Source organism: Larkinella terrae (genome assembly GCF_009668025.1).
GTDB classification, from domain to species: Bacteria; Bacteroidota; Bacteroidia; order Cytophagales; family Spirosomataceae; genus Larkinella; species Larkinella terrae.
This window is the reverse complement of the sequence record NZ_WJXZ01000015.1, coordinates 1-26,455: the sequence shown is the minus strand read 5'-3', so window position 1 is coordinate 26,455 and position 26,455 is coordinate 1. Positions and strand designations below refer to the sequence as shown.

Genomic DNA, 26,455 nt, shown 5'->3' with positions numbered 1-26,455 from the left:
AATGGTGATAAAGGACCAAGGCCCCGATCAGAAAAAACGGATACGAAATAAATGCCAAATACCGGAAGCTATCTTACAATTTAAATAGCAGCGAGGGAATCTAATTTTAGTGAACGGTCGATAATGGCCGGATACGGTTTACCTGGCGGGTTTGTACTTCAGAAATCCATTACTGACGGGGCTGTTGTTTCCTAATATCGTTTCGATAATCAGTTCGTTGGTGGTCAACGACACAATGTTCAGCGCCGATGGTGATGCGCAGTCGACGTATTCGCAACCGGGACCGGAATAGAGGCCCGTTACTTTCAGCACATTCGACTGACGCTCAACCTTGACCGCAGCACAACAGGGCGGATTCGGTTTTTCGTACCGTATGCTGCCGTCGGTACGGAACTCGATGAAAGCATCATACGTCACGGTTTTCCAGGAACCGGTATTGCTTTTATATTCGATCAGCTTCCAGTTCTGGTACAACGGATCGGCAGGCGATGTATCCCGATCTGATTTTTTGCAGCCACCGGCCAGCGTCAAAAGTAGCACGAAGAGAACCAGTTGTTTCATGACTTTCCTACATTTGTAGACTAAGAGCCGTTTTGCGGGGAAATCGTTGGAGTAACTTGAACTTATACTGATTTATCGGCCTACTAGTTTGCTCCTTTTATTGGCATTCGCATGACGAATGAAAGGCTTTAATTTAAAAAAAAACATGTCCAAAACCCTCAACATCGCTTTGATCGGACCCGGTAAAGTGGCTCATAACCACGCCCGATCGGTCCTGGAAACTCCGAATACCAAACTCGTTGCCATTTACGGACGGAATCATACCAAAGCCGACGAATTTGCCGATCAATACGGCATCGCAGCCTATTCCGATATTTACGACATGGTCGACCGCGAGAATGTGGACATCTGCATCGTCTGCACCCCGCACCCGGCCCACCGCGTGGTAACCGTGGCGGCTTTTGAAGCCGGAGCCAATGTGCTGGTCGAAAAACCGCTCGCGTCGTCGCTCGAAGACTGCGACGCCATGATCGAAGCCGCCCGGAAAGCCAATCGCCAGCTCGCGGTTGTCAGTCAGCGCCGGTTTTACGAACCCTGCATGCGGATTCGGCAGGCCATCGACGACGGCAAAATTGGAAAACCGGTCCTCGGTATGGCGCAATTGTTCGGCTGGCGCAGTGAAGAATACTACCGCAGCGACCCCTGGCGCGGTTCGTGGGAACACGAAGGTGGGGGCGTGCTGGTCAATCAGGCCCCGCACCAGCTGGATTTGCTGCTGTGGTACATGGGCGAAATGGAGGAAGTTTACGGCGTTTGGGCTAACCTGAATCACCCGAATATTGAGGTCGATGACACGGCCGTGGCGATTGTTAAGTTTAAAAACGGCGGAATTGGTAACGTCATCGTCAGCAACTCGCAAAAACCGGGGCTGTATGGGCGCGTTCATATCCACGGCCAGAATGGTGCTTCGGTTGGGGTACAGACCGACGGCGGTTCGATGTTCATCGCGGGCATGACGTCCATTCAGGATGCGCCCTACAACGACATCTGGTCGGTGCCGGAGGAGGCCGATATGCAACCCGTCTGGAAGGCCGGAGACGATGCGGTTTTCAACAGTGTCGACTCGTCCAGCCACTATTTCTCGCGGCAACTGGCGGATTTCTGTCAGGCCATTAACGAGGGCCGAAAACCGCTCGTGACGGGCGAAGAAGGCCGGAAAGTAGTCGCCCTGTTTGAAGCCATTTACGAGTCGACGCGTACCAATCAGCCCGTTCGATTGAGTTCTTAGCCGCTTTTCAACAAAATCCGGTGTGTATACGTTTTGGGAATAACTCATCGGATTATGAAGAAACTTGCACACTTTTTTTGCCTTTTTGGCGTCTTTATCCTGGCGGATGGTTGCCGGAAAACACCTGCGACGAGCAGTCAGCCAACGGATGCGGGTGAGATTACCACAAACGATTTTGGCAGCAAACGGCGGCAGGGCATCGACTTCACGGCACAGGGCGGCACGCCAACCTGGACGCTGGATGTCGATTTTACGAAAGCCATTCGGTTTCAAACCCAGAACGGCCCGGTTCTTCTGGCCGCCGTTCCCAAATCGCAGCGCGACCCGCGCAGCAACGGCATTCTGATCGACGCAGAACTGATGGCCGAGCAAACCGGGTCGGGAAAGCGAACGGTGAGTCGGGCCGTAGTGGCCAACCGGCGGCTGAAAATCATCATCAGCCCCGTCGTTTGCCGGGATACCAAAACCGGTCAGTCGTTTGCTTACGGCGTTACGGTTGAAACCAACGGCCAGCGGTACAGCGGCTGCGGAACCTTCCTCAACGGCGTCTCCCGGCTGAACAGCCAGTGGGTTTTGGAAACGTATCGTGGGCAGCGTTTGCACGCCGAGCAGTTTGTGAACCGCCAGATGCCGACATTGGCTATCAACCTGAAAGAGAAGAAAGTACAGGGTTTTACCGGGTGCAATTCCCTGCAGGGGCAGGTACAGGCCGACGGCGACAACGTCCGGTTCGAGACCATTTCGACCACCCGCCGGGCGTGCCCGTACAACTTTGAAAGCGGTTTTTTGTCCACCCTGCAAAGTGTTACCCTTTATCGAATCAGTAACAACCGCCTGACGCTGCTAGCCGATGGCAAATACGTGATGACGTTTCGGAAAACGGCTTCTCAATGACCTTCACCCTCACTGAGTACGGCCTCATCCGGCGGAGTCGTGATTTTCCCGATGCGGTCAATTCGCTGACGGAATTACACCTGCCGGATGCGGTTTTTGATGCGCTCCGCAACTTCGTAACCGAAAGCGAAGCCGATACCTTGATGACTTTTTTTCTGCAGAAAGGCCGCGAATGCATCCGGGTGAAGAATTACGTCGGGCTGCTCGAGACCCGCGATGGCACCCAACTGGAGATTTTACCCAAAGCCGTCGATGTCGAAAACGCCCGGAAAACGCTGCTTCGGATGCTGCGGTATTTGCGCAGCGGCCCCTTCCAATCGGTTGGGTCGGTGCACCTGGGAGCCGCTAAACTACCGGTTTGGGAAGTATTCATTTCAGCGTTTCTGGCGGAGGTTATGCCCCTGATTACCCGGGGGTTACAAAAATCGTACGTGCCGAAAACCAATACGCAGCGGTTTATGAAAGGGAAACTGGAAGTCGCCACGCAGGTTCGCCAAAACCCGCTCCACGCCGAGCGACTTGTCACCACGTTCGATGAGCAAACCACCAATTTACCGCCCAACCGTTTACTGAAATCTGCCCTGGAATTTGTGCAGTCCCGCGCCCGGACGGTTCCCAATCAGACCCGCATCCGGCAATTGCTGTTTGCGATGGAAGACATTCCTGCTTCCGACCGGGTTGCAGACGACCTGCGGGCGGTGGCAACACAAAACCGGCTTTTTGCTCCCTATCAACCGGCTTTGCGCTGGGCCGAAGCCCTGCTGAACGGCCGGGCATTTGGGTTGACGCCCGGGCGATACCTGAACCTGGCGTTGCTGTTTCCGATGGAACGGATTTTTGAAGATTACGTCGCGGCCGGTTTTCAACGCTACGTTTCCGGGGGCGAAGTTGTTCTTCAGGAATCGTCGCAGCACCTGATCGACAACCACAGCGGTTCGCGAAAATTCCGGTTGCGGCCGGACATTATTCTGCGAAAAAACGGCGTGATCACGGTACTGGATACAAAATGGAAACGCATCGATGCGTCCAACGCGGCCGGAAATTACGGAATCGACCAGGGCGATCTGTACCAGTTGTATGCCTACGGCAAAAAGTACAGCGCCACCGAACTCATCCTGATTTATCCGATTACCGAGCAGTTTCAAAAACCGCTCGACCTCTTCGGTTACGACGAAACCATGCACCTCCGCGTCGTGCCCTTCGATGTCACGTTGCCTCTGGAAGAAGCGGTTTTGGGGGTAATGAACAATGAACAATGAAAAATGAATAGGGCTAACGGAAGGATATGCTGGTGGCCGGTCAGCTTCATTATTCATTGTTCATTATTCATTAATTGCTATCTTACGCCCTCCTAAACAATCCCAATCCTCTTAAATGCCACTTCTACTCACCTTTCTGGGCATTCTGGCCCTGGTATTTCTGATCGCATTTGTCAAGATCGACACGTTCATTTCCTTTGTGCTGGTTGCGCTTGGTATCGGGCTGGCATCGGGAATGGATGTGGTAGCGGTCGGCAAATCCATTCAAACCGGTATCGGCGGCACGCTGGGCGAGCTGGTTCTGATTGTCGGTTTTGGGGCCATGCTGGGCCGACTCGTGGCCGAAAGTGGGGCGGCCATGCGGATTACGAACGTCCTGATCAAGCTTTTTGGCATCAAAAACCTCCGCTGGGGGCTGGCGCTGGCCGGTTTTATTATCGGTATTCCGCTGTTTTACAACGCCGGTTTTATCATCGTTTTTCCGCTGATCGTCACCATTACAGCTTCCTCGGGTTTGCCCATGATGACGGTGGCGGTTCCGATGCTGGCGGCTTTGTCGGTGGCCCACGGCTATTTGCCACCGCACCCGTCGCCCGCAGCCATTGCCGGGCAACTGGGCGCCAACATCGGCCGGACGCTGATGTACGGCATCATCGTTGCCATTCCGGCCATCATCATCGCGGGACCCATTTTCGGGAAAACCTTGTCGAAATACAAACCGCAGATCGACCGGGACCTGTTCAAAGTCAAAGTGATTCCGGAAAATGAACTGCCGGGTGCGGGAATCAGCTTCTTTGTTGCCCTTCTACCGGTTTTGTTACTAACCCTGACTGGGCCGCTGAAGTCGGTTTTGACGCCGGGATCGTTTGCGCATCAGATCGTTACCTTGCTGGCGGAACCGTATATTGGCATGTTGCTGTCGGTGCTGGTGGCGGTTTATACTCTGGGTATTCAGCGCGGTCAATCGACGAAAGTTGTCATGAAAGACCTCGAAGAGGCCATTAAAGCCGCGTCGCCGGTGTTGCTGGTCATTGCCGGGGCCGGGGCTTTGAAGCAGATTTTTATCGATAGCGGAACGAGCAAATACATCGGTTTTTTGCTACAGGGCGTCGAAATTTCGCCCTTGCTGCTGGGCTGGGGCATAGCGGCCGTTATCCGGGTTTGCGTGGGTTCGGCCACGGTGGCCGGTTTAACAACCGTCGGAATCATTCTGCCACTGCTTGAAAATCAGACCAATGTGAAACCTGAATTGATGGTTCTGGCCATTGGCTCCGGCAGCCTGATGATGTCGCACCTGAACGACGGCGGTTTCTGGTTATTCAAGGAATATTTTAATTTAAGCATCAAAGAAACCCTCCAAACCTGGACGGTGATGGAAACAATTGTGTCTATTGTCGGGTTGGCTGGCGTTTTAGCCTTAAATTTGGTGGTTTAATTAAGGTTTACGGTTTTTGGTTTACAGTATTCGGTGCGGTTCCCCGCCGGGACTGAAAACCGAAAACCGAATATCGAAAACCAACGCACTGATATGGAATACATGGCTCATCATTACCTGAACACCGGGTTTGAACCGGACAAAAATTTAAAATTCGATTTGGAACCTGAGTCTGACCTTACTTCTGAAACTGCGCCTATGACGCCTGACGAAAAATTTGCCCAACTGGGCCTGACCCTGCCGCCCGCGCCGAAGCCGATGGGCGTTTACAAACCGTGTCTGATCGTTGACAAATTCGTTTACGTTTCCGGCCACGGACCGGTGAAGAACGACGGGAGCCGCATCATTGGCCGGATCGGTGCCGACATGAATATCGACGAGGGCAAACTGGCCGCCCAACAGGTCGGTTTGACGATTCTGGCGACCCTGAAAGCAAAATTCGGCACGCTGAACAAAATCAAGCGCGTCATCAAAACGCTGGGCATGGTGAATGCAACGGCCGATTTTGAGCGCCACCCGTTCGTGATCAATGGCTGTAGTGAACTGTTCGTTTCGATTTGGGGCGAAGACAACGGCGTGGGCGTTCGCTCGGCCGTGGGCATGGGCACACTGCCGGAAAATATCCCGGTCGAAATTGAAGTCATGTTTGAACTGGCCGACTAAAAAACCGCATCGACGGCCCGAACTTTCAGGATTATTCTTCGTCACCTAAAAAGCCGCTTCATGGGCGGCTTTTTCCGTTTCAGGGAATCCCTCATTTTCAGAAGGTAAATCCGGGTTCAATTTTGGCAGTGTAAACAACACACTGCCAATGAACAAGTTATTTGCCTTTATCCTGAGCCTGACGCTCGTCGTATTTGCCATTTCCTGTAAACACGATACGGACCTCCTGACCCCCGAAGAATCGGGCGGTTCCCGGGTCGATCCGCCAACCACACCCCAGCCCGAAGGAGCCATTACGCCAGTGGGAACGCCCGATGGCGAAGTCCTCACGGCAATGATCGGTCCGGCGGGTGGCACCATCGAATCCAAAGATCGGCGCGTTCGGGTTGTCATTCCTGCCGGAGCCCTCGCCAGTTCGCAGTCCATTTCGGTACAGCCGATTACGAACAACTGCCCGTCGGGCGCAGGGCAGGCGTTTCGGCTGATACCCCACGGCATTACGTTTGCCAAACCCGCATCCATTACGTTTCAGTACGATGAATCGGACGTGCTGGGGAGTGCTCCGGAAGCGCTCCGGATTGCTTATCAGACCGACAAGGGTAGCTGGAAATCACCGGCCCGGCGCTCGCTCGATACGGCGGCCCGAACGCTGTCGGTGGAAACAACGCATTTTAGTGACTGGACCTTTTTCAAGAATATTGAGCTGGATCCGGGTTTGGGTGTCGTCAATCCCGGCGGTTCGATCAACCTGAAAGTTCGGCAACACATTGCTGACCCGGGAGCGGTGATGGAAGATTTGTTTGTTCCGCTTCCCTCGGTGATCAGTGAGAAGTACATCAAACAATGGACGGTGTCCGGCCCGGGGGCACTGGCACACAACCAAGCGACCGCAACGTACTACGCTCCTGAGCATATTCCGGCTAAAAATCCGGTTGCCATTACGGTTTCCCTCAATCAATCGGTCACCATTGACGGCCAGGTTTTTAAAGATATTCGGTTGGTATCCAATATTATGGTGGCGCCGGAAGGCATTTCGGTGCAAATTGACGGCGCAGAATGGAAAACATATACGGGCGGCATCAATGTTCGCGCGCAATCAACTATTCTGCTCGGTCGTAACGGCTCGGAACTGTGTGAGTTGGCTTTTCCCGGCACCAAAACCGGTATATTTCGCTGGACGATGGGAGCTGATGTAGTTTTCAATCTCAATATGGGAACGATTATTTACCAGCACATCTACGAGAAGAACAAAAAACCGATTCTCAGTGACGGTAATCTGCGGGTGATTGACATCAGTGAGGAATGGGTTTGGGGGACGTTTACCGTGTTACCGGCCGGTTGGATTATGCCGAAAGCCACGCGGGAGCCAACCGGAACGGCGAATATTAATGGGATTTTCCGATTACGACGCACGCCCTAAGTCGCATACCGATAGCCGGAATTTGCCGCAATTGCCGTAAATTCCGGCTATGAGCCAATCAACAGAACATTCATTCCAGGCCCGGGCCGAAGCGTTCCGGGCTTTGCATCAACAACCCGGTCTGTTTGTCATTCCGAATCCCTGGGACGCGGGGTCGGCGCGGGTTTTAGCCAGTTTTGGGTTTAAGGCGCTTGCGACCACCAGCGCGGGGCTGGCGTATTTGCTCGGAAAACCGGACGGACATGGCTCGGTTACCCGCGCCGAAACCCTGCAAAACGCGCAAAGCATCGTGGCCGCTACGCATTTGCCGATTGCCGCCGATCTGGAAAACGGCTACGGCGATGATCCGGAAACCTGCGCCGAAACGATTCGGCTGGCCGCCCAAACCGGTCTTTCGGGAGGCTCCATCGAAGACGCAACCGGAAAACCGCACGATCCGATTTATCCTTTTGACCTCGCCGTTGAACGCGTAAAAGCCGCCGTGGCCGCTGCCCGGAGTTTACCTCAACCGTTTACGATCACGGCGCGGGCCGAAAATCTGCTGTATGGCCGACCAGATCTGAACGACACCCTCCGGCGGCTGGAAGCTTATGCCGATGCGGGTGCCGACGTGCTGTTCGCGCCCGGACTGAAAAACCGGGAAGAAATCGAAGCGGTGGTGAAAACCGTATCGCCCCGGCCCGTGAATGTGCTGATGGGACTGGCCGGTGGCAGTTTTTCGCTGGAAGAGCTGGCCGAAATGGGAGTGAAGCGGGTGAGCGTGGGTTCTTCGCTGGCGCGGGCTGCTTACGGAGCACTTTTTCGGGCGGCTGAGGAAATTTCTCAGAAAGGCACTTTTTCCTACGTCAATGAAGCAAAACCGTATGCCGATCTGAATAAATTGTTTGCTGGGTTAATTCAATGAATTTACGGTCTTATACTGCCCCGATGGGAATATACTGAGCCAGTTAATAACGTTTAAAGATTTCCTTTTTTGCGGAAAATAAATTATTACCGAATACGATTTATAGATTTTTAAATCCTTTTAATGCAAATAATCAGACCTCGACTGGTCTGATTATTTGCATCTATATATTTTAGTTTAATACAAAACTTAAGCGATTTGTTGCGCTTTTGCTTTCGGATCTGCACCGTATTCGTTCATGCCGTGAACACCTTCCGTACAGGCCAGAATCAGGTTGTAAATGGGGATCAACGCGTACCAGCCACTTTTGCCCACGTCGTGCATCCGGCGGATCGCAACGGCAATGGATGGAACCAGAATCGCCAGATTGAACAGCATCACGATCCAGCCAATCAGCGCTACGTTGTCGAATAACAGTACATTCGTAAAGTTTAAAGCCTGAGAAACCAAGACATTAACCAGGACAAAATACCAGTATTCACTGCGACGGGAACGTCCGTTAAAATCGCTAAATTTTTTCAGTACAGAAACGTAATTGTCGACAATTGAAAAACCGGTAGTGGATGGAATGGAAGTGTTCATTGTTTTTGTGTTTAGTAGTGGTTTATAGCCCTTGTGGCCGTTTATTGATTCAAAAGTATAGCGTTCCGAAAAGGTCTGCAATCGCGGAACAATAACTGGTAGAAAAAAGCTGGTAACTGGTGGCGAGGTGGCCGTAAGTCGTTTTTATTCTTTCGTTCGAACTGAAACGATCCGCAATAAACAGTAGCTTTACAACGACAAAAATTGAGCACGAACCTTCTGACGAAACCGCCCTTTAACTGATGAAATTCAGCGTCGCCCTTCTGTTGATCACCACCCTTGTTACTGTAAGCAGTTGCGAAACCAAAAAACCGCTGCCGCTGGTTGGAACCTGGGAGCTTGTTTCGGCTACGGCCACCGAAAAGGACAGCACGTATTCGACGTTTGATCCGAATCGGAAAATGATCAAGATTATCAACGCGACCCATTTCGCTTTCCTGAACCACGCGATCCAGACGGGAACAGATTCATCCGCGGCTGCATTTTCAGCGGGCGGTGGTTCGTACACGCTGGCCGACAGCACGTATACGGAGAATCTGGAGTACTTTGTCGACAAGCAGTGGGAGAATCACAAATTTCAGTTTGCGGTGACAATCAGCAACGATACGCTGACGCAAACCGGCGTCGAAAAGCTGGAAAAGCTGGGAATTGACCGGATTATTGTCGAAAAATATGTGCGGGCGAAAAACTGAAAAACCGCTTTTGCTGCGTTTTCAATGTGATTGAGCGTTGCGGAGTGGGACCGGTTTCAAGGTTTGTTCCGCGATTCAGTTAGAAATAAACTTTTTGACGGTTATATTGAACCGTCAATCATACGTTTTTTCATGAACGAGTATCAGGTTCAAAATATTCAGTTGGTCGATTCTCCGGCCCTTTTGATCTACCCCGACCGCATTGTCCACAACATCCGAACCATGCTCGACATGGTGGATGGCGACGCCGAAAAACTGGTTCCGCACGTCAAAACACACAAAATGGCGGAAGTGGCGCGAATGCAGGTCGAAGCGGGCATTACCAAATTCAAATGCGCCACGATTGCCGAAGCCGAGATGCTGGCCGATACCGGAGCGCGTCACGTCCTGATAAGCTACCAGCTGACGGGGCCGAAACTCCACCGGTTTTGCGAACTGGTGCAGGCTTACAACTGGGTCGAATGGGCGTCGCTGGTGGATAACCTGGTGTCGGCGGAAGAACTGGCGCGGGAATTTGCCAAAACCACCCATAAACCGATCGTTTACATCGACATCAACCTCGGCATGAACCGCACGGGCCACGTAGTCGATGACGAACTGGAGCAGTTATACCGCACTCTGAAAGCCGACCCTCGGTTTGACCTTCGCGGCTTTCACGCTTACGATGGCCATATTCGCGATCAGGATGTGGCCGAACGTCAGCTCAAAGCCGATGCGGCCGTAAAACCGCTGGAGGAACTGGCCGAAAAACTGGAGCAGGAAGGCGAACCGCGCCCGCTGATCATTGTGGGCGGAACGCCGACGTTTTCCAACCATGCCCACCGCCCGAACGTCTGGTGCAGCCCCGGAACCTGCCTGTTGTGGGATTGGGGATACGACGACTTGTTGCCCGAGCAAACGTTTGAATGGGCCGCCCTGCTGCTAACCCGCGTGGTATCGAAACCGGCGCCGGGCATTGTGACCACCGATCTGGGCCACAAAGCCGTGGCCGCCGAAAATCCGCTGGCGAAACGGGTTAAATTCCTGAATCTGACGGATTATGAACTGACCGGACAAAGCGAAGAACACCTGGTTTTGCAGGTCAAAAATTGGGACGACATCCAGATCGGCGACGTTCTGTACGGCGTTCCGTATCACATTTGCCCAACCGTGGCGCTGCACGAGGAAGCGCAGGTGATTCTCGGTGGGGAAGCTACCGGCCGCTGGGCCATCGACGCCCGCAAGCGCCGGATAACGTATTGAGTGACTAACCAAACCAAAACCCCTATTCTGAATTAATTGATTATGAGAACGTTTCCCATTCTCCTGCTCACGTTTATGTGGCTGGCCCTGACCCCATCGAAACCGACACGCGTGGTTTTTTTTGGTGATTCCATTACCCAGGCCGGAGTTAGTCCGGGCGGTTACATTACCCGAATCGGCGATATGCTGAAGAAACAGAATCTGGCGAATGAATATGAACTGATTGGCGCGGGCATCGGCGGTAACAAAATTTATGATCTGTTTCTGCGGATGGACGACGACGTGCTGGCCAAGCAGCCAACCATTACCTTTGTATACGTGGGCGTGAACGACGTTTGGCACAAGCGGACGTACGGCACCGGCACCGACCCGGATAAATTTGTGAAGTTTTACGATGCCGTGATCAAAAAACTTCAGAATGCCGGGAGCAAGGTGATTTTGTGTACGCCGGCCGTGATTGGTGAAAAAACCGATTATTCCAACGATCAGGACGGCGACCTGCAGCAGTATTCCAAGCTGATTCGCGATCTGGCGGCCAAACACCAGTTGCCGCTCTGCGATTTGCGGAAAGCTTTTCTTGATTATAACCTGAAAAATAACCCCAACAACGCCGAAAAAGGCATTTTAACGACCGACCGCGTTCACCTGAACGATACCGGAAATCAGCTGGTGGCCGACGAAATGTACAAATTGATGGTGGCTGCGAAATAATAATGCTCAGTAAAAACGTAAAATATGTTCTCTTCGGACTCGTCGCGTTGCTGGTCGGGTACATGATTTACGATGCGGTTTCTGAACCCGGCATCAAGGACCTGAAGGGAACGTATAAAGAAGTGGCGATGTACCGGAATGAGAACAATACCGGCCCGATTGTGCGGATTTACGCCGTGACGGTGACCGATACACTCTGGGACGAAATGGAGAAATACGGCGATTACATGCTCTATACCAAGTACGGAACCACCAGAGTGTATTTCTTCCCGGAAGGCCAGCCCGCGCCGACGCAGGTTTTTCCAAAACGCCCGAATTTTGATCAGAAATACGAAAAAACCTGTCTGGCAATGTATGAGAAAGACGCCATGAGTCAGGTGACTTTTCAGCGAAAACCGTTTGCTCAGCCCACGGCGGCCGAAAGGCAGGAATTGATCGTCGGCGCGAAATAATACAGGGGCGCTACGATCCGGAGGGTAACAAATGACCCGGTTGACCGACAAACGTTGATCAACCGGGTTTGTTTTTTAGAACGGTGTGGATACAGTTTCAATTTTTTTGAGAGTATAGAAGTTAGACGTGAGACAAGAGACTTAAAAAATCGGCGTTGCATTTAGTCTCTATTCTCTTGTCTCACCTCTCATGTCTATTTCTACACTTCAAACGGAAGTTCGTATTCTTTAATGACCGGTTTTGAGGAGCGCGTTTTTACCTCCACTTTGGCTTTTAGCGGAAAACCGAGCACCAGCGAGTTTTTGATGTATTGATCTTCGTAATGCATCCAGGAATAATCTTTCAGCAAATATTCGCTAACGCCCGCTTTGTGAGCCTGATACGCCAGACGTTCCACAAATAGAGGTTCGTAATTGATGATGTGGCCCATGTACATGACCTGAATGCCCGGGCGTGATTCATTGCCGAGTTCGGTGCAGCCGAGGACGGCGATTTTCAGGGACGAACCGTCTTCCAGGTCTTTTACGGCCCATTCGTCGATTATGGTTTTTACATTAGCCATTGTTGCGTTGGTTTTGCATGGAATCAGTACGCAAATGTAGCCGCCCGCGCGGGCGGCTACCACCCGGATTTGACAACTGGCGGCTTTTGGTGAATAACTGGCGGAAACGGGAAAAAGTCGGTTCAGGCCGGTAAAACCACCTGCAAATGCCCCGGCCAGATTTCGGCTGTCAGCTCCCGTATTTTTCCCCGGTATTCGCCGTCAATTTGGAAATACGCCCGCCGTTTGGTGACGATATGGACCGAGGAGGCCGAAAAGATTTCGATGTGTTTCGGATCGAACGGACGGAAGTGAATAAACATCCGTAAGATGGCAACCAGCGAAAGTTTACGAATGACGACTACCTCAAATTTGCCATCGGCAACGTCGCCGTCGGGATTGATTATGGCGCCGGTTCCGTACATGCGGGCGTTCGCCAGCACGACCATGAAAGCGGTTCGCTGGACGACGCTATCGCCGGTGTTGATCTGTAGTTTCAGAAGCCGTCTCCGCATCAGTACCCGCAGCACACCACGCGCGTAGCCGAGCTTACCGCGCATTTTTCCTTCGTCGAAGTATTTCACCAGTTGGGCGTTCATGCCGATGTCGCTCAGGTGGAGGCAATGTTCGGTGCCGTTGATGCAAATCAGGTCGATTGGTTTTTCGACGCCGTTGATCAGTACCTCCAGACTACCTTCCAGCGTGGGCGGTATGTCCAGTTCGCGCGCCATGCCGTTGGCCGAACCGGCCGGGATGATGCCGAGCGGTATCTTGGCGTTCAGGGCGTGTTCGGCCACGAATTTAATGGTGCCATCGCCACCCACGGCCACCAGGCGGTCGGGTTGGTAGGTTTCAATGCGTTTGGGAAGTTCAATGTCATCGTTTTTGCCATCCAGCAGGAACAGATCGGCGGAATGAGGCTGTTGTTCAAAGAATGTGCGAATTTCCGTTTCCCAGGCAGACTTATCCTGTCCGCCGGAAATCGGGTTGATGGCGAACAAAAATTTTAACTTTTTGACTTCCGGCATGTTTGTGGTTTAGTTCGATTACCTGAAATTTATTGTTTTCAACACTTCGCTATTCAATATTCGGCGTTCAGTATTCGATATTGAAAGACGGGTTACTTAAAGTTAAATATCGAATATTGAACACCGAATAGCGAATAATGAATGAAATGATTGACTGGTTATTTCCAATAAACAAAGAATGAAGGCAAGTGGCGGAATAAAACATGAAATCTTACGTTGGCTGCGGATTAGCGACGAGCCCACCGTGAAAGTTTACCGGGGTTATGTCCATGAGCAGAAGGTGGTTGTCTTTGGCCACGTGCTGCGCCGGAGCCCGATGCCCCGCCAGAAATACCGCCAGAATTTCTGGGTCAATTCGCTGTCGCTGTTGCGGCTTTTTATGATGCGCCCGGTTTCGGGCGCTACGGTGAAAGTAAACGGAATTCAGAAAGATGTGCGGTTTACGACCGAAAAAGACGGTTTTTTTCGGCTGGAGTGGACGTCCGATGAGCCGGTCGCGCCCGGCTGGCATCCCGTAAAAGTGGATTTAATTACGGAAAACCTGGGTCCGGAAAAACCGGTGGCAACGGGCGAGGGCGAAGTATATTGCTCGTATTCAACGCAATACGGTTTTGTGTCCGACATCGACGATACTTTTCTGATTTCACACTCGGCCAACCTGCGCAAACGAATTCACGTGATGCTGACCGAAAACGCCCACAGCCGCGACCCGTTTGATGATGTCGTCAAGCATTATCAACTGCTGGCGCGCGCCGGAACCGACGCCAGCGCCCCGAATCCGTTTTTTTACGTTTCGAGCAGCGAGTGGAATCTGTACGACTACATTCTGACGTTTTGCGAAAAGAATGACATGCCCGACGGCATCTATCTGCTGAGCCAGATCAAGCGGTTTCGCGAGGTCTGGAAAACCGGTCAGAACAAACATGTCACCAAATTTGCGCGGATTGTCCGGGTGCTGGAAGCCTTTCCCGAGATGAAATTCGTGTTGCTGGGCGATGACACGCAGGAAGATCCCAACATTTATACCTCCCTGGTCCAGCATTTTCCGAATCAGATCTGTTGTGTTTACCTCCGCCGGGTTCACAAAGAAAATGAAGCGCGTACGCAGGGCTTTGTCGATCAGATTGTTGCTGGTGGCGTTCCCTGCTGTTATTTCAAAGACAGCGCCGAAGCCATTCGGCATTCGGCCCGAATTGGATTAGTGGAGAAATCGGAGGTGAAAGAAGAGTGAAAAGCTATCAAAAAACCGCCTTCATTATAATTCGCTTAAACGGATAAAAGACCGGCGATTTTGAAAACTGTTTTTGTAAGCGGTTTTTAAAATCGGTGATAAACCGGTGCCGGTTCTCGTCGTTTAATTTTTCGGTATACGGGATTAAAGTCGTTCCGGATGCCCAATCATAAAGTGCACTTGAATCCGACACAACCAGCGGATAAATCTTCTCGAAAACCGTAATTTCATTTCCGCCGTTCTCAAATAACAATTGCGCGTATTGCTCAATTTCTAAAACCGGCGGTGTTCGCTGCCAGCCCTGTAATTCGGTTTTAAAAGGTTCTTCATCGGCCAGCTCATTCAGCATTTTATTCAGGGCGTTGTGATGTTGCGCCGGAAGCTGAATGGCTAACTGCCCGTTCGGTTTGAGAAGGGAAATGATTTTGGGCAACAGCGCTTCATGATCATCGACCCACTGAATGGCGGCATTGGAAAAGACCAAATCCCATTTCTGCTCCACATTACGGACCTGATTTTCAATGGATTTCTGCTCAAACTGCACCTGGCTGCTGGCAAATGGCGCTGAATCGTTCAGCATTTCCTGCGATGAATCGATGCCCAGCACCCTGGAATGGGGGAGGGCGTCGGCAAGTTTGCGGGTCAGTTCACCGGTTCCGCAGCCCAGGTCAATGATGTCCATATTTTCGCGGATTTCGATCAAGGCCAATACGTCGTAAAAAGGAGCAAACCGCTCGGACTTGAACTTATTGTAAGTGTCTGGATTCCAGGCCATGCGTTTTAGTTGATTCAGTCATTCAACTGGAAGGCTAGTGCCGGTAAGGACAATTCCAGCGCCCTCACCGGCATTATTTTAGCGGTTACGCCAGTGCTTTCCGGGCTTCGCGGTCGGGGTCGTTGACCAGCATCGAACTGTCGTCCAGCACCATCGTTTCGCCATTTTCAATGGAATACGGTTTCCAGGTAGGTAAACCGCCCCCGTTTGGATTACCGGTTTTGACAAAATTGATAAAGGATTTCGCCATTTTTTCCGATAAGGCCCGGGGACGCTTGCCACCGCCCGTGTGGGTCAGCATCAGATCGGTATTGTAAAACCAGAAGCAGATATCGTCGCAGTGGAACGCCCGCATTCGGCCGTCGAACAGCGGGGGTTGCCAGCCAAACCAGGCCACGTAAACGGGCGCTTTTTGTTGCGAAGCCTTCGCATTGGCGGCCGCAATGGCATTTTTCCGGTTGGAAACGGCTAACGCCCAGATTTCAATCGGCCGAGCCTTCGGAAAATTTTTGGCGTAGGCGTCGATGATCTCGCCGGATTTATCGCCAAATCGAGGTTTGACTTTTTCTTTTACCTCATCCAGCGAAACTTTTTCCAGGGCCGAATCCACCCGGCTGGGATTTTGCTCATGGAAAGTCGAGCAGATGAGCAGGGGAATATCGGCTGAGAAATGATTGGGATCGCTGAAAAACGCACCGCCGTTCAGGGAAGCGCCATCGGCCACCGGAGAATAGCCTCCGCGCTGGAGGTTGAGCCGTTTGGCTTCGTCGGCCATTTTTTCCACGGCCGAATTGGCAATATCAATGTATTGTCGCCAGGGAATTTGCTGGAGTTTGTCGATTTCACCCGGTTTTAAACCGGCCACTTCCATAACTTTCAGACCCAGTTTTTCGGCGTATTCCTTATTTACCCCAGTCAGCGAACTGCCGCTCAGAGCAACGGCTTTGTGGAACAACCCTTTCGCCGACGGCATATTCATCAGGGTGGTAACTTTGGCTCCGCCCCCCGACTGACCGATAATCGTCACGTTGTTCGGGTCCCCACCGAAATTGGCGATATTATTTTTGACCCATTCGAGGGCCGCCACCAGATCCAGATTTCCGACATTTCCGGAAGCCGGATGACCCCCGGCGGCTTTCAGGTGCGTGTAGCCCAGCGCTCCCAGCCGGTGGTTGGGTGAACAGAAAACCACATTGCCAAACCGGGCCAGGTTTTCGCCCTGGTACCCATCCTGTTCAACGGCATTTCCGTTCACAAAACCGCCCCCGTGCAACCAGACAACAACCGGGCGTTTTTGCGAGTCAAGCGCTGGCGTCCAGACATTTAGTTTCAGGCAGTCTTCCGATACATCGTCGTAATTCCAGTGGTCGACAAAAGAAGAATAGGGGTTGGCGTACCGTTTTTCCATGATCTGGGGCGCCGAATTCCCCCACCACAGCGCGGGCCGGATGTCGGTCCAGGCGGCCGGTTTTTGCGGAGGCATAAACCGGTTTTTCCCCGACGTATCAGCCCCATATGGTACGCCTAAAAAATGATGAATGCCCCGAAGAACAAATCCCCGTATTTTTCCATATTCGGTGTTGGCAATGGCAATGTTGTCGCCCACAAACAGAACCTGCTCATCGCCAGCCGGTTTCAACGCTTTGGGTGGCTGCACTCCGGCCGTGGACTCATGAGCCAGACTCACACCGGCCATGCTTATACCCAGAGATTGTAAAAAATTACGTCTTGAAGGCTTCATCGTCGAACGTAGGTTAATGGTTGAAGTAAGGACTTAGGAACGAGCAAGCAGCCTGTTACTGGCTGCATTTGCCGGAGGTGCACAATGAATGCAACAATTTATTAAAAAAGTCCTTACCAAAGACCGGCAATCCAACTAAATGCGCCAGCGGTCTCAGAAACCGTTACTCGGGCAGATTGTACGCTTTCCGAACCTCTTCGTAGTTGGTGTAATCGATGGCGGCTTTCCGGCCATTGCTCTGTTTATCAGCGGTTATAACTACCACGCGAATGGCTTCAAAATATTCGCTACCGCTTTGAAAATCAGATGTTCTGCGAAGAAATACAGCGGCCAGCGTCTGCCCGTTTCCGGGAAAAACAAAATGAGAATACGTATTGCCTTTGAGGGTTTCGCCCGGGATCGAAAACCAGTAGGAATCTTCCAGGTTGTTTGGTCGTGGCACCGATTGTTTGACGTAAACATAGAACATGCTTTTGTCGACAACATCCCGATTGATGGCTTGCGGCAATGCCAGCAGTAAATCGTTCGAGCCGTCGTGACTGCGCGCGGAATAATTGATTTGCTGGACATTGGAACTGCCGTCGGCCCCTTTGGCACCGGTTGCGCCCGTATCGCCTTTGGGACCCTGCGCGCCCTGTACGCCCTGCGGCCCCTGGGGTCCTTCCGGTCCTTCGAGTCCCTGACACGCGCTAATCGCAATACAACCCATCATCAGCAACTTCGTCATTACGCGGAAATACGTTTTCATATCAAAATCAGATTATTTGTTTACGTGTTAAAGTTCGAAATTTACGGAGAAATCCGGCCCTCTTTTTCTACCTGTCCCGGTTTACCAGATATTCAATCACCAGCGCCAGCGAATGGGCTTCGCAGGTCCAGTCCATTCGAACCAGGCGGGATTGCGCCATGCGGTTGAGTAGCGGATTTTGGGAAGCCGTCAGCATCCCGGCAATGAAAAAGGAATAGTCCCGAATTTCGTTTTCGGGAATGCGCTCCGCATCGATCCGGGGCGGTTTTGCGCCCAGTTGCAGCAGGGAAGTGGAAACAATCAATTGATCCATTACCGGCAAACCGCTTTCGAGCAACTGAAAACCGTCGCGAATCAACTGCGCCCGAATGGGTTCCAGCGCGTCCGGGCGGAAAGCCGCCAGCAAACCGGCAATGTGATACAGAATCAGGGCGGCTCGTGGATAAGAATGCGAACAGCGAAACGGTTCGCGGAGGTACTGACCGGTTTCTACCACCGACCGAATGAAAACCAGGCTATCGAAATCGTGTTCGTTCAACGGCAAGTCATAGTGAAAAATGCAGTAGAGCAGATTACACAGAACGCTGGCGTCGAACTCGACGGGCATATTCTTGCCAAACCAGGTCGAATACGCTTTCAGATTGACGTATTCGGGATAGGAGTCTTCCACCTGCCGGGTCGCCAGATTGGCGTGTTGCGTCAGCTTGTGTTTGAGCCAGAGCAAATCCGCGCGCGATGGCTGACTGGTCAGGTAAATCATCGCCGTATCATCGGCATCGTCGGGGAGCCGGAAATGCTCGATGCGGTGCAAAAACCGCCCGTTCGGAAAATGCCCTGATGGGCGGCCCCGTTTCGGCGTTTTGTAAAAATTATAGGTCTTCAGTCCGTCTTTGTTCTGAAAATCAGGGTAATGCTGAACGGCTTTTTGACTGATCTCGTCAACTTTTGTCTGCAAATCCGGCAGGAGTTTCGGTCGGATTTGTTGCAGGGTAAAAACCGTAATGGCCGTAAAAAAGACGTTGGTATCCGGGCGATGGTAGCCCAGCAGAAGCGGATTACTCCGGTAGGATGGCATCAAACCGGCCGGGAAGCAGGGGGTATTTTCCGACTGAAGGATCGAAATTCGGTGGAGTAACTCTTCTATAAATGCGGTTTTGTCGGGCATACTTCCCCAAAATACGGCATCTTCAATCAATTTTACCAGCCAGCGACCCGGTTCTGCTCATAATTCAGAACCGCAAACTCTTAATGCCTTTTATCCTTTCATCCGGTAACTTCTTGCAACCACCCGGCCTTCTGCGTAGTTTCGCCAATACGATAGCCTAGCAAAATCATGACACCGGTTCGGAAAAATAGCATATTACGCCGGGTGAAAGACATCACCCTCAGCACTACCCTGGGTCTCGCGCTGCTCAACGGCACGGTGATCCTGCAAAGTTGCGGCAACTCGAATGACTCGGAATACGAACAGACCGATGAGGAAAAACCGGCATTCGGAAAAGGTGTTCGGACCTACATCACCGAAACCAGTCCGGGGAATTTCAAGATTACGGACGAAACGGAAGTGGACCCCAAACTGGCCGGAGCCATTGTCAACTACGCCGATGGTCACCGCGACACGCTGAGCGTGGAAGCCGCCCGCCGGTTGGTGCAGGCCGACTCGTCGACGCGCCACTATTTCCATAATCCGGCGGCTTATCACCACCACAGCGGTTTATCGAATGTGCTCTTGTGGGGAAGTCTGGGGTACATGCTGGGCCGGTCGACCACCCCGCGTTACGCCAACGAGCAGCAATACAGCTCGGGCGTTTACAACAATCCGCAGACCTACGAACGGTCGAACCGAATCGGGAGCAGCATCAGTAATTCGAGGATCAGCCGCCCTTCCGGTGGCCGCAGCGGTTTTTTCGGCGGTGGCCGTTCGCGGGGGTTTTCGTCTTAAGAGAAGAAAGACGATAGACAAGAGAATAAAGAAAAGACCGAACATGCAACGAACCAGTCTTTACTCTCTTGTCTCACCTCTTTTCTCTTTTCCCTTTTCCCAACCAACCTGAACTATATGAAACAAACGTTTATCTACAGCGCGCTGCTGGCAACGGTGCTTTTGCTGAATGCCTGCCAGACCAAACAACAAGCGTCGGAAGCGACTTCTCCGGCCGACAGTGCTCAAATTGTGACCAATCCGCCTGAGGCAAATTCGGAAGTTGTGGTGAGCGACTGGCTGGAAAAACTGGTAGGACCGGACGACGGTTTGTTCCGGGGCGTCAGCACGGGCGATGCGGTTTCGGTGGTCAAGGAGAAAGAGTCTGCCGAACCTTTTGAAGAAGATGCCGCCCACGTTGGATATACCATCGACTATCCGAATCTGGAATCGACTGATATCCAATATTTTCTGGATAAAAATAAGAAGGTTTCGGGCATTCAGGTGGATATTTATTTGAATAACCGGCAATCGGTCGATACGCACCTGAAGGAACTGACGGCGTATTTTACCCGCAAATATGGCAATCCGGTTCAGCAAACGTGGAAGGCATCCGGCAACAACCGGATTACGCTGAAGGATGTATCGAAAGGCAAAGATTTTGGCCTGAAGCTGGTGCTAGGCGGTAATTCGAATGTCTAGAAAATGAATGATGAATTATAAATGATGAATGATAAATGTAAAAGTGGTAGCCAGTTCCGCACCTTTACATTCATCATTCATCATTTATAATTCATCATTAAATTTTATACATCCAGCCAAACGTGTCCTCAACCCGTCCGGTTCTGACGTCCGTGAGGTAGTTGAAGATGCGGTTTGCGAGTGAATCTTCTTTCGGTATATCGCTCAGCATGTAATCTTTTCCTTCAAATCCGATCAGCGAGTAGGGCGAAACCACCACGGCGGTTCCCGCACCGAAGGCTTCCGTCAGGTTGCCGCTTTCAATGCCGTCGATCACTTCCTGAATCGAGACTTTCCGCTCTTCCACTGCGATTCCCCAGCTTTTAACCGCCTGAATGATGCTGTCGCGGGTAACGCCTTTCAGAATCGAATCCGAGGTAGCCGGAGTAACCAGCTTGCCGTCGATCACGAACATAATGTTCATGGTGCCGGATTCTTCAATGTATTTGTGTTCAACGCCATCGGTCCACATAATTTGGTCGTAACCAGCCTTTTGTGCCAGCATCGTCGGATACATCGAACCCGCATAATTGCCCGCGCATTTGGCGTAACCCACTCCGCCCGGGGCCGAACGGATGTAGTCGGTTTCTACTTTCAGCTTCGGCGGTTTGGTGTAATAAGCCCCCACCGGACAGGTGAAAATGCAAAACCGGTAGGTTTTTGACGGCGCAACACCCAGAAATACGTCGGTCGCAAACATATACGGCCGGATATACAGCGAGCTGTCGGGCGTGTTCGGCACCCAATCGGCATCAACCCGAAGCAACGCTTCCAGGCCACCCATGAAAACCTCTTCCGGAATCGTCGCCATGCACATGCGCTCGGCCGATACGTTCATCCGTTTCCAGTTTTCCAGCGGGCGGAACATCAGCACTTCACCGGCTTCGTTTTTATAGGCTTTCATCCCTTCGAAAATCGACTGCCCGTAGTGCAGCGACGACAGCGCCGGGCTGAGGGTAAAGTTGTCGAATGGAACCACTTGCAGGTTTTGCCATTGGCCGTCGACAAAGTCAGCCACAAACATGTGGTCGGAAAAATGCTTGCCAAACGGCAGGTTGTTGAAGTCGACCTCCTCGATGCGGGAGCGTTCTGCTTTCCTTAGCGCGATGTTTACTAATTCGGTAGTCATAATGGTCGGTAGCAAATCTGACCAACTAAAAAAGTCGTCAGCGGGTTGATAGTCAGCAAATGTATAGAAAACTTCAGGAAGTGTCCAGTAAAAAATAGTTGTTATGCTAATTATTTTTTTTACGGTTACCAGTTCGTTAATAAGCCGTGAAAAACGGTTACAAAATTACACCCGTGGTTTCCAGGCGACCTCCTCCGCGCCGAGTTCCTGCGTCATTTTCCGACTTAGCATAAACAGGTAATCCGAAAGCCGGTTGAGGTATTGCATCACCAGCGGATCGACCGGTTCTTCCTCATTCAGCGCAATCACCAGCCGCTCGGCGCGTCGGCAAACGGTGCGGGCCAGGTGACAAAAGGAAACAGACTGATGACCACCCGGCAACACAAACGCCCGGAGTTCAGGTAGTTCCGTATCCATTTCGTCCATGTCTTTTTCCAAAACCGTAATGTCCGAATCCAGAATGGCCGGCAGCGGTTTTTTGACAGTCTTTTCCGGATCGGTCGCCAGTTCGGCGCCGACCGTAAACAGGCGATCCTGAATTTCCTTCAGCCGTTCCCGGCGGTTTTCATTGACCGGCTGATCCCGCACCAGCCCGATATAGGAATTCAACTCGTCAACGGTTCCGTAGGCATCGATCCGGTGGTGCGCTTTGCTGACCCGACGGCCGCCAATCAGCGAAGTTTGGCCTTTATCGCCGGTTTTGGTGTAGATTTTCATGGGATAATAAATGGCTGTTTTGCAAAGATCAACAAAGCAAATCAGAGTTTGTAGCAGAATACTTTAAAGCTTGGGTTGGGAACACAGCTTGTCAGCCCGTACCTTTGCGCCCCAAAGCCTGTTGTCGGGCGAATCGATCAATTCATGAAAGTTAGCACGTTTGCCATTCGTTTGTGGCGGCTGGTCTCGCTGGCCGGTTTTGCCACGATGCTTATTTATACCTACGTTTCGCTGGAAACCAATGTGGCTGTGGGATTTACCCCCGATAGTCGTCCGGATGTTTTTATGAGTCGCGACTATTTATTTTATAGCTGTGTCGCCATTTTTCTGATTAATAATACGCTCATCAATACCCTGACAAAACTATTTCCGAAAGTAGACGGCACCAAGTTGCCCATTCCGAACCAACAGCTCTGGATCGAAAACCGCGACCAACTGAACGAGATTTTTCGCAACTGGTTTTACTGTTTAATGGCCGCCGTCAAAACCATCATGGCGCTTTCGCTGTACGTTCTCGGGAGATTAAACAGCCAGTTGGGCTCAACCAACCTGAGCGGACACCAGTGGCTGCTGCCGGTTTGTACGGCCATCATCGCCATCGTGATCGTTTCGTTGCCGATTCGTCTGGCCCTGAAACCCGCTGCTGAAGAGTGACGATGGAAGAATTGCAACTTGATGATTTTCAGTACGATCTGCCGGATGAGCGGATTGCCCGGTTTCCCTTGCCGCAGCGCGACCAGTCCAGATTGCTGGAATACCGTCAGGGAAAAATCGAACACCACGTTTTCCGGGAGTTGCCTGATCGCTTGCCCGAAAACAGCCTGCTCGTATTCAATAATACCAAAGTGATTCCGGCGCGTTTGCACTTTCAGCGGCAAACCGGCGCAACTATCGAGTTATTTCTGCTCAATCCGGTTCCGGCTGATCGGCTGGTTTCGGAAGCGATGCAGGATAAAAATCAGAGTATCTGGCAGTGCATGATCGGCAACCGGAAACGCTGGAAACCGGGCGAAGTACTGGAGCAGGAAATTCGGATTCATGACCATACGGTTTTAATTAAAGCCCATTGGCACGACGCCGGGCAGTCGAAGGTCCGGTTTGAATGGATGCAGGACGACGAAACGCCGGGCGAGGAAAGCTTTGCGGCTATTCTGCACGAAGCTGGGAAGATTCCGCTGCCGCCGTACCTGAATCGCGACGTAACCGAAGCCGACAGAGAAACTTACCAAACCGTCTATTCCCGAATCGAAGGAGCGGTGGCGGCTCCGACGGCCGGTTTGCATTTTACGCCGGAAGTTCTTGCGCAACTGGCCCGGAAAGGAATCCAGACCGAATACCTGACTTTGCACGTTGGTGCCGGAACGTTTCAGCCGATCAAAACGTCGAACGTCCGGCTGCACGCGATGCATTCCGAGCAGGTGGTTTATTCCCGGCAAAATCTGCAGAATCTATTGATGCACACCGGGCCGGTCATTGCGGTCGGCACCACTTCGATGCGTTCGCTGGAAAGTCTGTACTGGTTTGGCGTTCGGCTGTTGAAACAGGAACCGGAGCCGTTTCATCTGGATCAGAAGTACGCGTATTCCGTCAGCGAAAACGATCTGCCGGAAAAACCGGAAGCGGTGCGGGCGGTTCTGAATTACCTCGAAAAAACCGGTCAGGATCAGGTCATTGGCCATACCGGCATTTATTGCATGCCCGGTTATCGCTTTCGAATCACAAACGGGCTGGTGACTAATTTCCACCAACCCGGTTCTACGCTGATTCTGCTGGTAGCGGCTTTCGTCGGCGAAAACTGGCGGAATATTTACCGGGAAGCGCTGGAAAACGACTACCGGTTTTTAAGTTACGGCGACTCCTCGCTGCTTTTACCCTGAAAGTGTATCTTTGCCCCCGAATTCATTGCCATTGAATGATAAGCGAGGAATCCTGCACTTCGGTGGTCGATTCACTCAATCACTCAATCGCTCAATCTCAATTGCTAAATGATTGATTTTCTTGAAGAACTCCGCTGGCGGGGCATGTTGCAGGATGTGATGCCCGGTACCGATGAACAACTTCGCAAAGAGTCGACTGCCGGTTACATCGGTTTTGACCCAACGGCTGCGTCGCTGCACATCGGCAATCTGGCTACGATTATGTTGCTAGTTCATTTTCAGCGGGCGGGACACAAACCGTTTGCGCTGGTAGGCGGGGCAACCGGCATGATTGGCGATCCGTCGGGCCGGTCGACCGAGCGTGATTTTCTCTCCGAAGCAACCCTGCGCCACAACCAGGAAGGCATTCGGATGCAATTAGCCCGGTTTCTGGTGTTCGATGACAGCGCCAATTCGGCCGAAATGGTCAATAATTACGACTGGTTTAAGGGAATTTCCTTTCTCGACTTTCTGCGCGAAGCCGGTACGCATTTGACCGTTAATTATATGGTTGCCAAAGATTCGGTTAAAAAGCGTCTGGAAACCGGTCTTTCGTTTACCGAATTCTCATACCAGTTACTTCAGGGGTACGATTTTTACTGGCTATATAAGAATAAAAATGTCCGGCTTCAGATGGGCGGTTCCGATCAGTGGGGGAACATCACCACGGGCACCGAGCTGATCCGGCGGAAGGAAGGCCGTGAGGAATACCACGCCTTTGCCTTAACGACTCCCTTGATCACCAAGGCAGACGGTACAAAATTTGGGAAGTCGGCTAGCGGTAATGTCTGGCTCGATCCCACGATGACGTCGCCTTACCAGTTTTACCAGTTTTGGCTGCACGCTACCGACTCAGATTGTCCACGGCTGATTCGCGTGTTCACCTTGTTGTCCCGAGAAGAAATCGAAGAACTGGAGCGTCAGCATAACGAAGCTCCGCATCTGCGGATTTTACAGAAAGCGATTGCGAAAGATGTTACCATTCGAGTCCATTCCCAAACCGGCTATGAACTGGCGGTAAAAGCGTCGGAAGTGCTCTTCGGCAAAGCGACAATCGAAACGCTGCGGACCCTTCAGGCCGATGAGTTCGATGTAATCTTTGAGGGAGTACCCCAAACGCAGATTACCAGCGCTGATCTGGAAGCGAGCAAGGACATCATCGATCTGTTGGCCGTGGCCACCAAAGGCGCAATCTACGCGTCGAAAGGGGAAGCCCGCCGGGCGATTGCGCAGAATGCGGTTAGCATCAACAAACAAAAAATTAATGACACCACAAGCCTGTCGGATCAGGAATGGCTGCAGAGCCGGTATTTGATTGTTTCCAAAGGGAAAAGCAACCATTTGATTAAGCTGGTGTAAATATTTTTAATTTTTTTAAACAGGTAACTTCTTGAAAACGAATTGAGTACTTCAACGCTAAAAGTAGTTACCTGTTTATTTCAAAAAATACACTTGACAAAGGGAAAAATATTTCGGTACTTTGCAGTCCCAAATCGGGGATGCGAACAGTAAGAGGTTTAAATAAATCACTGATAACCAGTGATTTATAGAGTTAAAAAGGAAAAAGAGTTTAAAAATATTTTTCCGAATTAATTTTGAAAAACCCAATTTAGTTTCTACCTTTGCAGTCCCAAATCGGGGAAAGAGTTGGAGTGAAGAAAATAGCGTACCGGTTGACAGGCTTTCGGGCAGCTCAATCACGATTTTCCAAACGAGGAAAATATGTTCTTTGACGTAGTGGACAGAAGTACCAAACAATGACAATCGACGACGTAACAGTGAAATGTTAGTACGTTATTTACAATGGAGAGTTTGATCCTGGCTCAGGATGAACGCTAGCGGCAGGCCTAATACATGCAAGTCGAACGGATTCCTTCGGGGATTAGTGGCGTACGGGTGCGTAACGCGTAAACAATCTACCTC

27 protein-coding genes and 1 rRNA gene are annotated in these 26,455 nt (G+C 51.6%); 18 read left to right on the top strand and 10 right to left on the bottom strand.

Annotated elements, in window-relative coordinates; translation table 11 throughout:
• Positions 1 to 138: 138 nt before the first annotated feature.
• Complete coding sequence (locus tag GJJ30_RS29375; protein WP_154178812.1) at positions 139 to 561, bottom strand: hypothetical protein; 423 nt, start codon at positions 559 to 561, stop codon at positions 139 to 141.
• A gap of 145 nt (positions 562 to 706) precedes the next feature.
• On the opposite strand from GJJ30_RS29375, the gene GJJ30_RS29370 reads away from it, so the two are divergent.
• The 7 genes from GJJ30_RS29370 to GJJ30_RS29340 all read left to right on the top strand — a co-directional run bounded on the left by GJJ30_RS29370 (position 707) and on the right by GJJ30_RS29340 (position 8,364).
• The gene (locus GJJ30_RS29370) at positions 707 to 1,789 is read left to right on the top strand and encodes a Gfo/Idh/MocA family protein (RefSeq protein ID WP_154178811.1); all 1,083 of its coding nucleotides are present in this window, start codon (positions 707 to 709) and stop codon (positions 1,787 to 1,789) included.
• Positions 1,790 to 1,843: 54 nt separating this feature from the next.
• Entirely contained in the window at positions 1,844 to 2,683 is an 840-nt protein-coding gene (locus GJJ30_RS29365) for an META domain-containing protein (RefSeq protein ID WP_154178810.1), read from the top strand.
• Positions 2,680 to 3,942, top strand: coding sequence for an McrC family protein (locus GJJ30_RS29360; RefSeq protein WP_154178809.1), 1,263 nt, complete (start codon positions 2,680 to 2,682; stop codon positions 3,940 to 3,942). Before GJJ30_RS29365 ends, GJJ30_RS29360 begins: the two co-directional genes overlap by 4 nt.
• Positions 3,943 to 4,057: 115 nt before the next feature.
• Positions 4,058 to 5,377: a gluconate:H+ symporter gene (locus GJJ30_RS29355; protein ID WP_154178808.1), complete on the top strand. Its 1,320-nt coding sequence runs from the start codon at positions 4,058 to 4,060 to the stop codon at positions 5,375 to 5,377.
• A 198-nt stretch (positions 5,378 to 5,575) separates the two neighbouring features.
• Positions 5,576 to 6,040 (top strand): RidA family protein, encoded by a 465-nt coding sequence (locus tag GJJ30_RS29350; protein WP_154178807.1) that lies wholly within the window; start codon positions 5,576 to 5,578, stop codon positions 6,038 to 6,040.
• Between the two features lie 148 nt (positions 6,041 to 6,188).
• Complete coding sequence (locus tag GJJ30_RS29345) at positions 6,189 to 7,460, top strand: hypothetical protein (protein WP_154178806.1); 1,272 nt, start codon at positions 6,189 to 6,191, stop codon at positions 7,458 to 7,460.
• Positions 7,461 to 7,509: 49 nt separating this feature from the next.
• On the top strand, positions 7,510 to 8,364 hold the full coding sequence (locus tag GJJ30_RS29340; RefSeq protein ID WP_154178805.1) for an isocitrate lyase/PEP mutase family protein: 855 nt from the start codon (positions 7,510 to 7,512) through the stop codon (positions 8,362 to 8,364).
• Positions 8,365 to 8,553: 189 nt separating this feature from the next.
• Here the strand turns inward: GJJ30_RS29340 and GJJ30_RS29335 are convergent, their stop codons facing one another.
• On the bottom strand, positions 8,554 to 8,946 hold the full coding sequence (locus GJJ30_RS29335) for a DUF805 domain-containing protein (protein ID WP_154178804.1): 393 nt from the start codon (positions 8,944 to 8,946) through the stop codon (positions 8,554 to 8,556).
• Between the two features lie 242 nt (positions 8,947 to 9,188).
• On the opposite strand from GJJ30_RS29335, the gene GJJ30_RS29330 reads away from it, so the two are divergent.
• From GJJ30_RS29330 to GJJ30_RS29315, 4 genes are all read left to right on the top strand, one after another.
• The gene (locus GJJ30_RS29330) at positions 9,189 to 9,638 is read left to right on the top strand and encodes a hypothetical protein (protein WP_154178803.1); all 450 of its coding nucleotides are present in this window, start codon (positions 9,189 to 9,191) and stop codon (positions 9,636 to 9,638) included.
• A 132-nt stretch (positions 9,639 to 9,770) separates the two neighbouring features.
• Entirely contained in the window at positions 9,771 to 10,880 is a 1,110-nt protein-coding gene (locus tag GJJ30_RS29325; protein ID WP_154178802.1) for a D-TA family PLP-dependent enzyme, read from the top strand.
• 42 nt (positions 10,881 to 10,922) lie between these two features.
• Positions 10,923 to 11,591, top strand: a complete 669-nt coding sequence (locus tag GJJ30_RS29320; protein WP_154178801.1) for an SGNH/GDSL hydrolase family protein — start codon at positions 10,923 to 10,925, stop codon at positions 11,589 to 11,591.
• Between the two features lie 2 nt (positions 11,592 to 11,593).
• Positions 11,594 to 12,043 (top strand): hypothetical protein, encoded by a 450-nt coding sequence (locus GJJ30_RS29315; RefSeq protein WP_154178800.1) that lies wholly within the window; start codon positions 11,594 to 11,596, stop codon positions 12,041 to 12,043.
• Between the two features lie 200 nt (positions 12,044 to 12,243).
• Here the strand turns inward: GJJ30_RS29315 and GJJ30_RS29310 are convergent, their stop codons facing one another.
• Together GJJ30_RS29310 and GJJ30_RS29305 are read right to left on the bottom strand one after the other, a co-directional pair.
• A complete protein-coding gene (locus tag GJJ30_RS29310; protein WP_154178799.1) occupies positions 12,244 to 12,606 on the bottom strand; it encodes a hypothetical protein in 363 nt (120 codons plus the stop codon).
• 122 nt (positions 12,607 to 12,728) lie between these two features.
• The gene (locus GJJ30_RS29305) at positions 12,729 to 13,613 is read right to left on the bottom strand and encodes a diacylglycerol/lipid kinase family protein (RefSeq protein WP_154178798.1); all 885 of its coding nucleotides are present in this window, start codon (positions 13,611 to 13,613) and stop codon (positions 12,729 to 12,731) included.
• A gap of 244 nt (positions 13,614 to 13,857) precedes the next feature.
• Here GJJ30_RS29305 and GJJ30_RS29300 point away from each other — a divergent pair, with 244 nt between their 5' ends.
• Positions 13,858 to 14,844 (top strand): App1 family protein phosphatidate phosphatase, encoded by a 987-nt coding sequence (locus GJJ30_RS29300; RefSeq protein WP_310588425.1) that lies wholly within the window; start codon positions 13,858 to 13,860, stop codon positions 14,842 to 14,844.
• Between the two features lie 7 nt (positions 14,845 to 14,851).
• Here the strand turns inward: GJJ30_RS29300 and GJJ30_RS29295 are convergent, their stop codons facing one another.
• The 4 genes from GJJ30_RS29295 to GJJ30_RS29280 form a co-directional block, all read right to left on the bottom strand.
• Positions 14,852 to 15,619, bottom strand: a complete 768-nt coding sequence (locus GJJ30_RS29295; protein ID WP_154178796.1) for a methyltransferase domain-containing protein — start codon at positions 15,617 to 15,619, stop codon at positions 14,852 to 14,854.
• A gap of 85 nt (positions 15,620 to 15,704) precedes the next feature.
• On the bottom strand, positions 15,705 to 17,360 hold the full coding sequence (locus tag GJJ30_RS29290) for a carboxylesterase/lipase family protein (protein WP_154178795.1): 1,656 nt from the start codon (positions 17,358 to 17,360) through the stop codon (positions 15,705 to 15,707).
• A 163-nt stretch (positions 17,361 to 17,523) separates the two neighbouring features.
• On the bottom strand, positions 17,524 to 18,108 hold the full coding sequence (locus GJJ30_RS32565; protein ID WP_154178794.1) for a collagen-like protein: 585 nt from the start codon (positions 18,106 to 18,108) through the stop codon (positions 17,524 to 17,526).
• A gap of 67 nt (positions 18,109 to 18,175) precedes the next feature.
• Entirely contained in the window at positions 18,176 to 19,273 is a 1,098-nt protein-coding gene (locus tag GJJ30_RS29280) for a hypothetical protein (protein ID WP_154178793.1), read from the bottom strand.
• Positions 19,274 to 19,441: 168 nt separating this feature from the next.
• Between GJJ30_RS29280 and GJJ30_RS29275 the strand changes: the two genes are divergently transcribed.
• Complete coding sequence (locus GJJ30_RS29275) at positions 19,442 to 20,050, top strand: Cj0371 family chemotaxis-regulating polar lipoprotein (protein ID WP_154178792.1); 609 nt, start codon at positions 19,442 to 19,444, stop codon at positions 20,048 to 20,050.
• A 117-nt stretch (positions 20,051 to 20,167) separates the two neighbouring features.
• Complete coding sequence (locus GJJ30_RS29270; protein WP_154178791.1) at positions 20,168 to 20,731, top strand: hypothetical protein; 564 nt, start codon at positions 20,168 to 20,170, stop codon at positions 20,729 to 20,731.
• Between the two features lie 97 nt (positions 20,732 to 20,828).
• Here the strand turns inward: GJJ30_RS29270 and GJJ30_RS29265 are convergent, their stop codons facing one another.
• Together GJJ30_RS29265 and GJJ30_RS29260 are read right to left on the bottom strand one after the other, a co-directional pair.
• Positions 20,829 to 21,899 (bottom strand): branched-chain amino acid aminotransferase, encoded by a 1,071-nt coding sequence (locus GJJ30_RS29265; protein WP_154178790.1) that lies wholly within the window; start codon positions 21,897 to 21,899, stop codon positions 20,829 to 20,831.
• Between the two features lie 165 nt (positions 21,900 to 22,064).
• A complete protein-coding gene (locus GJJ30_RS29260; protein ID WP_154178789.1) occupies positions 22,065 to 22,616 on the bottom strand; it encodes a cob(I)yrinic acid a,c-diamide adenosyltransferase in 552 nt (183 codons plus the stop codon).
• A 144-nt stretch (positions 22,617 to 22,760) separates the two neighbouring features.
• Here GJJ30_RS29260 and GJJ30_RS29255 point away from each other — a divergent pair, with 144 nt between their 5' ends.
• The 4 genes from GJJ30_RS29255 to GJJ30_RS29240 all read left to right on the top strand — a co-directional run.
• Complete coding sequence (locus GJJ30_RS29255; protein WP_229313557.1) at positions 22,761 to 23,270, top strand: hypothetical protein; 510 nt, start codon at positions 22,761 to 22,763, stop codon at positions 23,268 to 23,270.
• A 2-nt stretch (positions 23,271 to 23,272) separates the two neighbouring features.
• Complete coding sequence (locus GJJ30_RS29250; protein WP_154178788.1) at positions 23,273 to 24,493, top strand: S-adenosylmethionine:tRNA ribosyltransferase-isomerase; 1,221 nt, start codon at positions 23,273 to 23,275, stop codon at positions 24,491 to 24,493.
• Positions 24,494 to 24,604: 111 nt separating this feature from the next.
• The gene (gene tyrS / locus GJJ30_RS29245) at positions 24,605 to 25,891 is read left to right on the top strand and encodes a tyrosine--tRNA ligase (RefSeq protein ID WP_310588436.1); all 1,287 of its coding nucleotides are present in this window, start codon (positions 24,605 to 24,607) and stop codon (positions 25,889 to 25,891) included.
• Positions 25,892 to 26,332: 441 nt separating this feature from the next.
• Positions 26,333 to 26,455 (top strand): 16S ribosomal RNA (locus tag GJJ30_RS29240); the annotation flags it as partial.

What these genes read in the sequence shown, in the direction of transcription:
- GJJ30_RS29265 (WP_154178790.1), bottom strand. Translation starts at nt 21,899, where the DNA reads ATGACTACCGAATTAGTAAACATCGCGCTAAGGAAAGCAGAACGCTCC.
- GJJ30_RS29320 (WP_154178801.1), top strand. Translation starts at nt 10,923, where the DNA reads ATGAGAACGTTTCCCATTCTCCTGCTCACGTTTATGTGGCTGGCCCTG.
- GJJ30_RS32565 (WP_154178794.1), bottom strand. Translation starts at nt 18,108, where the DNA reads ATGAAAACGTATTTCCGCGTAATGACGAAGTTGCTGATGATGGGTTGT.
- GJJ30_RS29275 (WP_154178792.1), top strand. Translation starts at nt 19,442, where the DNA reads ATGACACCGGTTCGGAAAAATAGCATATTACGCCGGGTGAAAGACATC.
- GJJ30_RS29350 (WP_154178807.1), top strand. Translation starts at nt 5,576, where the DNA reads ATGACGCCTGACGAAAAATTTGCCCAACTGGGCCTGACCCTGCCGCCC.
- GJJ30_RS29260 (WP_154178789.1), bottom strand. Translation starts at nt 22,616, where the DNA reads ATGAAAATCTACACCAAAACCGGCGATAAAGGCCAAACTTCGCTGATT.
- GJJ30_RS29250 (WP_154178788.1), top strand. Translation starts at nt 23,273, where the DNA reads ATGGAAGAATTGCAACTTGATGATTTTCAGTACGATCTGCCGGATGAG.
- GJJ30_RS29375 (WP_154178812.1), bottom strand. Translation starts at nt 561, where the DNA reads ATGAAACAACTGGTTCTCTTCGTGCTACTTTTGACGCTGGCCGGTGGC.
- GJJ30_RS29280 (WP_154178793.1), bottom strand. Translation starts at nt 19,273, where the DNA reads ATGCCCGACAAAACCGCATTTATAGAAGAGTTACTCCACCGAATTTCG.
- GJJ30_RS29315 (WP_154178800.1), top strand. Translation starts at nt 11,594, where the DNA reads ATGCTCAGTAAAAACGTAAAATATGTTCTCTTCGGACTCGTCGCGTTG.
- GJJ30_RS29355 (WP_154178808.1), top strand. Translation starts at nt 4,058, where the DNA reads ATGCCACTTCTACTCACCTTTCTGGGCATTCTGGCCCTGGTATTTCTG.
- GJJ30_RS29325 (WP_154178802.1), top strand. Translation starts at nt 9,771, where the DNA reads ATGAACGAGTATCAGGTTCAAAATATTCAGTTGGTCGATTCTCCGGCC.
- GJJ30_RS29290 (WP_154178795.1), bottom strand. Translation starts at nt 17,360, where the DNA reads ATGAAGCCTTCAAGACGTAATTTTTTACAATCTCTGGGTATAAGCATG.
- GJJ30_RS29255 (WP_229313557.1), top strand. Translation starts at nt 22,761, where the DNA reads ATGAAAGTTAGCACGTTTGCCATTCGTTTGTGGCGGCTGGTCTCGCTG.
- GJJ30_RS29330 (WP_154178803.1), top strand. Translation starts at nt 9,189, where the DNA reads ATGAAATTCAGCGTCGCCCTTCTGTTGATCACCACCCTTGTTACTGTA.
- GJJ30_RS29345 (WP_154178806.1), top strand. Translation starts at nt 6,189, where the DNA reads ATGAACAAGTTATTTGCCTTTATCCTGAGCCTGACGCTCGTCGTATTT.
- GJJ30_RS29335 (WP_154178804.1), bottom strand. Translation starts at nt 8,946, where the DNA reads ATGAACACTTCCATTCCATCCACTACCGGTTTTTCAATTGTCGACAAT.
- GJJ30_RS29340 (WP_154178805.1), top strand. Translation starts at nt 7,510, where the DNA reads ATGAGCCAATCAACAGAACATTCATTCCAGGCCCGGGCCGAAGCGTTC.
- GJJ30_RS29310 (WP_154178799.1), bottom strand. Translation starts at nt 12,606, where the DNA reads ATGGCTAATGTAAAAACCATAATCGACGAATGGGCCGTAAAAGACCTG.
- GJJ30_RS29270 (WP_154178791.1), top strand. Translation starts at nt 20,168, where the DNA reads ATGAAACAAACGTTTATCTACAGCGCGCTGCTGGCAACGGTGCTTTTG.
- GJJ30_RS29360 (WP_154178809.1), top strand. Translation starts at nt 2,680, where the DNA reads ATGACCTTCACCCTCACTGAGTACGGCCTCATCCGGCGGAGTCGTGAT.
- GJJ30_RS29370 (WP_154178811.1), top strand. Translation starts at nt 707, where the DNA reads ATGTCCAAAACCCTCAACATCGCTTTGATCGGACCCGGTAAAGTGGCT.
- GJJ30_RS29365 (WP_154178810.1), top strand. Translation starts at nt 1,844, where the DNA reads ATGAAGAAACTTGCACACTTTTTTTGCCTTTTTGGCGTCTTTATCCTG.
- GJJ30_RS29305 (WP_154178798.1), bottom strand. Translation starts at nt 13,613, where the DNA reads ATGCCGGAAGTCAAAAAGTTAAAATTTTTGTTCGCCATCAACCCGATT.
- GJJ30_RS29295 (WP_154178796.1), bottom strand. Translation starts at nt 15,619, where the DNA reads ATGGCCTGGAATCCAGACACTTACAATAAGTTCAAGTCCGAGCGGTTT.